A 6,708-nucleotide genomic window follows, 5' to 3' on the forward strand; every position below is an offset into this window, starting at 1 on the left:
CCGTTCACTCGCGGCCGAGGTCGCGGTGCACGACGAACGTGTCGACGCGGTCGTGGCCCCGCAGCCGCCGGCTCAGCGCCTCGGCGGTGGCGACGGACCGGTGCTTGCCGCCCGTGCAGCCGACGGCGACCGTGACGTACCGGCGCCCCTCGCGGACGTAGCCACCGATCATCGTCTCGAGCAGGTCGGCGGCGCGGTCGAGGAACTCCTCGGCACCGGGCTGCTTCATGACGAACTCGGCCACCGGCTCGTCGCGGCCGGTGAGGGCCCGCAGCTCGGGCACCCAGTAGGGGTTGGGCAGGAAGCGCATGTCGAAGACGACGTCGGCGTCGAGGGGCAGGCCGTACTTGAAGCCGAAGGACATGACGGCGATGCGCAGCTGCACCTTGCGGTCACCGGCGAACAGCGAGGACAGCTTGGCACTGAGCTGGTGCACGTTGAGCCCAGAGCTGTCGATGACGACGTCGGCCGACGAACGCAGGTCCTGCAGCAGCTCGCGCTCGTGCTGGATGCCGTCGAGGAGGCGGCCGCTGCCTTGCAGGGGGTGCGGCCGGCGCACGCTCTCGAAGCGTCGGACGAGCGCCTCGTCGGTGGCGTCGAGGAACACCAGGCTCGGCCGCTCCCCCCGCTCGCGTGCCGCGGAGATGGCCTCGTCGAGGTGGCCGAACCACCCACCGGCCCGGACGTCGACGACGACCGCGACCTGCTGGTGGCTCGCGTCGGGGTTGTGCGCGAGCGCGGCGTCGCGCAGCTCGGCGAGGTGACCGAGCAGCTGCGGTGGCAGGTTGTCGACGACGAGCCACCCGAGGTCCTCGAGCACGTTCGCCGTCGTGCTGCGGCCCGCACCGCTCATGCCGGTGACGATGACGATCGGAGCGTCCGCGAGGGAGGCCAGGTCGGCGGTCCTGCTGTCGGCGGTCATTCGAGGACTTCTCCCGTCGTGAGGTTCACGGCTGGCTCCTGCGGTGCACCCTCAGCCAAGTGGGTCACGACCGCCGAGGCAAGCGACGGGCCGATGCCAGGTACCGCCATGATGTCCGTCGCGTCCGCGGCCCGAAGCCGTTTGACCGACCCGAAGTGGCGCAGCAGCGCCTTCTGCCGGCTCGACCCGAGGCCCGGGATGCCGTCGAGGGCGCTCGTGGTCATCGCCTTGGACCGACGCTGCCGGTGGAAGGTGATGGCGAACCGGTGCGCCTCGTCGCGCAGGCGCTGGAGCAGGTACAGGCCCTCGCTGGTGCGGGGCAGGATGACCGGGTGCTCGGTGCGTGGGACCCAGACCTCCTCGAGCCGCTTTGCCAGCCCCACGAGCGCGACCTCCTCGATGCCGAGCTCGTCGAGCACCGCCTGCGCCGCGTTGACCTGGGGCAGGCCGCCGTCGACGACGACGAGGCTCGGCGGGTAGGCGAAGCGACGCGGGCGACCGGTCTCGGGGTCGATGGGCCCCGACGCGGCAGGGGTGTCGTCGGCGGTGCCCTCCGTGTCCTCGGTGCCGGCGAGGTCGCCGTCCGCCTCCGCCTCCTCGAGGTACCGGCGGAACCGCCGGGTCAGCACCTCGCGCATCGCGGCGGTGTCGTCGACGGTCACCGTGCCGTCTGCCGCGGCCTCGAGTGCGACGGCCGCGCCCGTCGTGCCCGCCCTGCCCGCCGTGCCACGGACGATGAAGCGTCGGTACTCGCTCTTGCGGGGCAGGCCGTCCTCGAAGACCACCATCGAGGCCACGACGTTGGTGCCCTGGACGTGGCTGACGTCGTAGCACTCGATGCGCAGGGGTGCCTCGTCGAGCTCGAGGAACTCCTGCAGATCCTGGAGGGCCTGGCTGCGCAGCGTCAGGTCGCCGGCTCGAGCCACCTTGTGCCGGGCCAGGGACTGCTCGGCGTTGCGGCGGACGGTCTCCATGAGGGTGCGCTTGTCACCCCGCTGGGGGATGCGCACGTCGACCCGCGCGCCGCGGACCGACGAGAGCCACTCGACGACGGCCTCGCAGTCCTCGGGCAGGGTCGGCACGAGCACCTCGCGCGGGACCGTCTCGCGGTCGGCGTCGCCGTAGACCTGCTGGAGCAGGTGGCCGACGAGGGCCGGCAGGTCCTCGCTCTCCTTCTCCACGACCCAGCCGCGCTGGCCCCGGATGCGGCCGCCACGGACGTGGAAGACCTGGACCGCCGCCTCGAGGTCGTCGTCGGCGAGCGCGAAGACGTCGGCGTCGGTGGCGTCGCCGAGGACGACGGCCTGCTTCTCGAGGGCCTTGCTGATCGCGCCGATGTCGTCGCGAAGGCGCGCCGCCTGCTCGAAGTCGAGGTCGGCCGCGGCCTCGCGCATGCGGGTTTCGAGCCGCTTGACGAACCGGGTCGTGTTGCCGGCCATGAAGTCGCAGAAGTCCTCGGCGATGGCGCGGTGCTCCTCGGGCGTGACCCTGCCGACGCACGGTGCCGAGCACTTGTCGATGTAGCCGAGCAGGCACGGCCGGCCGCTGGCCGCCGCGCGCTTGTACACGCCGGAGGAGCACGTGCGCAGCGGGAAGACGCGCAGCAGCAGGTCGAGGGTCTCGCGGATGGCCCACGCGTGGCCGTACGGACCGAAGTAGCGCGTGCCCTTGCGCTTGGCCCCACGCATCACCTGCGCCCGCGGGACGGGCTCGCCCATGGTCACGGCGAGGAACGGATAGGACTTGTCGTCGCGGTACTTGACGTTGAACCGGGGGTCGAACTCCTTGATCCACGAGTACTCGAGCTGGAGCGCCTCGACCTCGGTGCGCACGACGGTCCACTCGACCGACGCGGCCGTCGTGACCATCGTGGCGGTGCGTGGGTGCAGCGCCGTGATGTCCTGGAAGTACGAGGAGAGCCGCGGGCGAAGCGATTTGGCCTTGCCCACGTAGATGACGCGACCGTGCCCGTCGCGGAACCGGTAGACGCCCGGATCGGTCGGGATCTCCCCCGGCTTCGGTCGATAGGTCGTCGGGTCGGCCACGGCTCCACCCTATGTCGGGCCACCGACGGCCCGGTCCCCTCCCTCTCGAGCGCGGCGGCCAGACCGAGGTGACCGAGGTGCCCGACGTGACCGGTCGCCGGGCCCGTGGGACTCAGCCGACGGTGAAGCCCGAACCGCTGACGGTGACGGTCTTCGGGCTCAGGCCCGTCGGCGCCGGGCCCGACACGACCTCACCGGTGGCGAGGGCGAAGTGGCTCTGGTGACACGGGCACACGAGCTGGCCGCCCTCCACCGCGGACACCGCGCAGCCCTGGTGCGGGCAGGTGGTGTCGAAGGCCTTGAAGGTGCCCGCCTGGGGCTGGGTGACGACGGTCTGGGTGTCCGGGAAGAACTTCGCGCCGCCGACCGGCACCTCCGACGTCGGCGTCGGCGTGGCCGATCCACCGGCACCGCCTGCCGCACCGCCGGAGGTGCCGGTCGGGACGGGCGGGCTGCTGCAGGCGGCGAGCGCACCCGCTCCGGCGACCGCTCCGGCGACGGCGCCGGCGGCGCGCAGCACGCCGCGGCGTCCGGGCAGGCACGCGCCCGCGTCGGTACCGCCGTCCTGGTCGTGCTCGGTCATGCCTTCCTCTTTCGCGTCGTGGTGCTCGGCGACGTGCGGGCGGTGCTCACGGTGGAGGCCGAGGACGTCTTCTTCGCGGCGGCGGTCGTGACACCCCCACGGGTGCGGCCGCCGGTCGCGCCGCCCTTGGTGGGGCTGCCCTTCGCGGCTGTCGTCATGGTCCGCGTCGAGCCTGAGCCTGCCCCGGTAGTCCGCTGGGAGCGGGCCGAGGACGTGGACCCCGTCGAGGAGCTCGTCGAGGAGCCCGTCGAGGACCCCGTCGATGAGCTCGCCGCGGAGCCCTTGGAGGACGTCTTTGAGGACGAGGCCTTCGAGGCCCGCGTCGTCGTCCGCGCGGTGCGCTCGAGGATCGGCTTGAGGAAGCGGCCGGTGTGGCTGGCCGCGACCTCAGCGACCTCCTCGGGGGTGCCCTCGGCGATCACGGTGCCACCGCCCGAGCCGCCCTCGGGCCCCATGTCGATGATCCAGTCGGCGTTCTTGATGACGTCGAGGTTGTGCTCGATGACGATGACGGTGTTGCCCTTGTCGACGAGGCCCTGGAGCACGTCGAGCAGCTTGCGGATGTCCTCGAAGTGCAGCCCGGTGGTCGGTTCGTCGAGAACGTAGATGGTGCGGCCGGTGGAGCGCTTCTGCAGCTCGCTCGCGAGCTTCACGCGCTGGGCCTCGCCACCGGACAGGGTCGGTGCCGGCTGGCCGAGGCGCACGTAGCCGAGGCCGACGTCGTTGAGGGTCCGCAGGTGGCGCGCGATCGCGGGCACCGCCTCGAAGAAGTCCGCGGCCTCCTCGATCGGCATGTCCAGGACGTCGGCGATCGTCTTGCCCTTGAAGTGGACCTCCAGCGTCTCCCGGTTGTACCGGGCCCCGTGGCACACCTCGCACGGGACGTAGACGTCGGGCAGGAAGTTCATCTCGATCTTGATCGTGCCGTCGCCCGAGCACGCGTCACAGCGACCGCCCTTGACGTTGAACGAGAACCGGCCGGGTTGGTAGCCCCTGACCTTGGCCTCGGTCGTCTCGGCGAAGAGCTTGCGCATGTTGTCGAAGACGCCGGTGTACGTCGCCGGGTTCGAGCGCGGGGTGCGGCCGATCGGGCTCTGGTCGACGTGGACGACCTTGTCGAGCTGGTCCAGCCCGGTCACGGTCTTGTGCCGGCCCGGGACGTGCCGGGCACCGTTGAGCTTGTTGGCGAGGACGTTGAAGAGGATGTCGTTGACGAGCGTCGACTTGCCCGAACCCGAGACGCCGGTGACCGCGACGAGGTTGCCGAGCGGGAAGCTGACCGTGACGTCCCGCAGGTTGTTCTCGCGCGCCCCGGTGACGGTCACCTGCCGGCCGTCGTGGCCGCGGCGCACCGGCGGCGTCGGGATCTCGCGCCGGCCGGACAGGTACATGCCGGTCAGGGAGTCGGGGTGCTCGAGCAGGCCCTTGACCGGGCCGGAGTGCACGACGTGTCCGCCGTGCTCCCCGGCGCCCGGACCGATGTCGACGACCCAGTCGGCGGTGGCGATGGTGTCCTCGTCGTGCTCGACGACGATGAGCGTGTTGCCGAGGTCGCGCAGCCGCGTCAGGGTCTCGATGAGCCGGTGGTTGTCGCGCTGGTGCAGGCCGATCGAGGGCTCATCGAGCACGTACAGCACGCCGACGAGGCCCGAGCCGATCTGCGTGGCGAGCCGGATGCGCTGCGCCTCGCCGCCGGACAGCGTGCCGGCCGGCCGGTCGAGCGAGAGGTAGTCGAGGCCGACGTCGAGGAGGAACCCCAGACGGGCGTCGATCTCCTTGATGACCCGCTCGGCGATCTGCTTCTCGCGGGCCGTGAAGTCGACGGTGTCGAGGAACCCGGCCGCCTCGCTGATGGCCAGGGCACACACCTCGGCGATGTTCTTGCCGCCGACGAGCACGGCGAGCGACTCGGGCTTGAGGCGGGCGCCCTTGCAGACGGGGCACGGGACCTCGCGCATGTAGCCCTCGTACCGCTCGCGGCTCCAGTCGGAGTCGGTCTCGGAGTGGCGCCGCTTGATGAACGGGACGACACCCTCGAAGCCGGTCGTGTACGAGCGGTCGCGGCCGTAGCGGTTGCGGTAGCGGACGTGGACCTTGTAGTTCTGCCCGTGGAGCAGCGCCTCGCGGGCCCGTTCGGGCAGCGCCCGCCACGGCACGTCCATCGAGAACTTCATGTCCTCCCCGAGCGCGCTCATGACGCGCTGGAAGTACTCGGCCGACCCGGAGCCCTGGGCCCACGGCTGGATGGCCCCCTCGGCGAGGGTCAGGTCGTCGTCGGGCACGACGAGCTCGGGGTCGACCTCGAGCTCGGTGCCGATGCCGGTGCACGTCGGGCACGCACCGAACGGGGAGTTGAAGGAGAACGACCGTGGCTGCACCTCGTCCATGCCCAGGGGGTGGTTGTTGGGGCAGGCCATCTTCTCGGAGAAGCGGCGCTCGCGGTCCTTGTCCTTGGCGTCACGGTCGACGAAGTCGATGACGAGGACGCCTCCGGCCAGGCCGAGCGCGGTCTCGACGGAGTCGGTGAGGCGTCGCTTGGACCCGGCGTCGTCGCCCTTGGCCACGAGCCGGTCGACGACGACCTCGATGGTGTGCTTGCGCTGCTTCTCGAGCTTGGGGGCCTCGGTGAGCGAGACGACCTCGCCGTCGACGCGGGCGCGGGAGAACCCCTTGGTCTGCAGCTCGGCGAAGAGGTCGACGAACTCGCCCTTGCGCCCCTGGACCACGGGGGCGAGCACCTGGAACCGGGTGCGGTCCTCGAGCGTGAGCAGCTGGTCGACGATCTGCTGGGGCGACTGCCGGGTGACCGGCTCACCGCACACCGGGCAGTGCGGGCGGCCCGCACGCGCGAACAGCAGACGCAGGTAGTCGTAGACCTCGGTGATGGTGCCGACCGTCGAGCGCGGGTTGCGGTTGGTCGACTTCTGGTCGATGGAGACGGCGGGCGAGAGCCCCTCGATGAAGTCGACGTCGGGCTTGTCCATCTGGCCGAGGAACTGCCGCGCGTACGCGGAGAGTGACTCGACGTACCGGCGCTGCCCCTCGGCGAAGATCGTGTCGAACGCGAGGCTCGACTTGCCTGACCCGGACAGCCCGGTGAAGACGACGAGGCTGTCCCTGGGGAGGTCGACCGAGACGTCGCGCAGGTTGTGCTCGCG

General features: G+C 71.3%; 4 protein-coding genes. All 4 read right to left on the bottom strand.

Annotation, left to right across the window (positions count from 1 at the left end; all coding sequences use genetic code 11):
• Positions 1–4: 4 nt before the first annotated feature.
• Positions 5–922 (bottom strand): RNase adapter RapZ, encoded by a 918-nt coding sequence (rapZ, locus tag ACPYOM_RS03730; RefSeq protein ID WP_481343455.1) that lies wholly within the window; start codon positions 920–922, stop codon positions 5–7.
• The gene (uvrC, locus tag ACPYOM_RS03735; RefSeq protein WP_481344929.1) at positions 919–2,967 is read right to left on the bottom strand and encodes an excinuclease ABC subunit UvrC; all 2,049 of its coding nucleotides are present in this window, start codon (positions 2,965–2,967) and stop codon (positions 919–921) included. The genes rapZ and uvrC overlap by 4 nt, the downstream gene beginning before the upstream one ends.
• 112 nt (positions 2,968–3,079) lie before the next feature.
• On the bottom strand, positions 3,080–3,550 hold the full coding sequence (locus ACPYOM_RS03740) for a Rieske (2Fe-2S) protein (protein ID WP_481344930.1): 471 nt from the start codon (positions 3,548–3,550) through the stop codon (positions 3,080–3,082).
• On the bottom strand, positions 3,547–6,708 hold a 3,162-nt coding region (gene uvrA / locus ACPYOM_RS03745; protein WP_481344931.1), incomplete at its 5' end, for an excinuclease ABC subunit UvrA. The genes ACPYOM_RS03740 and uvrA, both read right to left, overlap by 4 nt.

The organism is Monashia sp. HAY1-2A (assembly GCF_056755315.1).

Excerpts from the sequence above, each read along its gene's own strand:
- ACPYOM_RS03740 (WP_481344930.1), bottom strand. The coding sequence starts at position 3,550 with ATGACCGAGCACGACCAGGACGGCGGTACCGACGCGGGCGCGTGCCTG.
- rapZ (WP_481343455.1), bottom strand. The coding sequence starts at position 922 with ATGACCGCCGACAGCAGGACCGCCGACCTGGCCTCCCTCGCGGACGCT.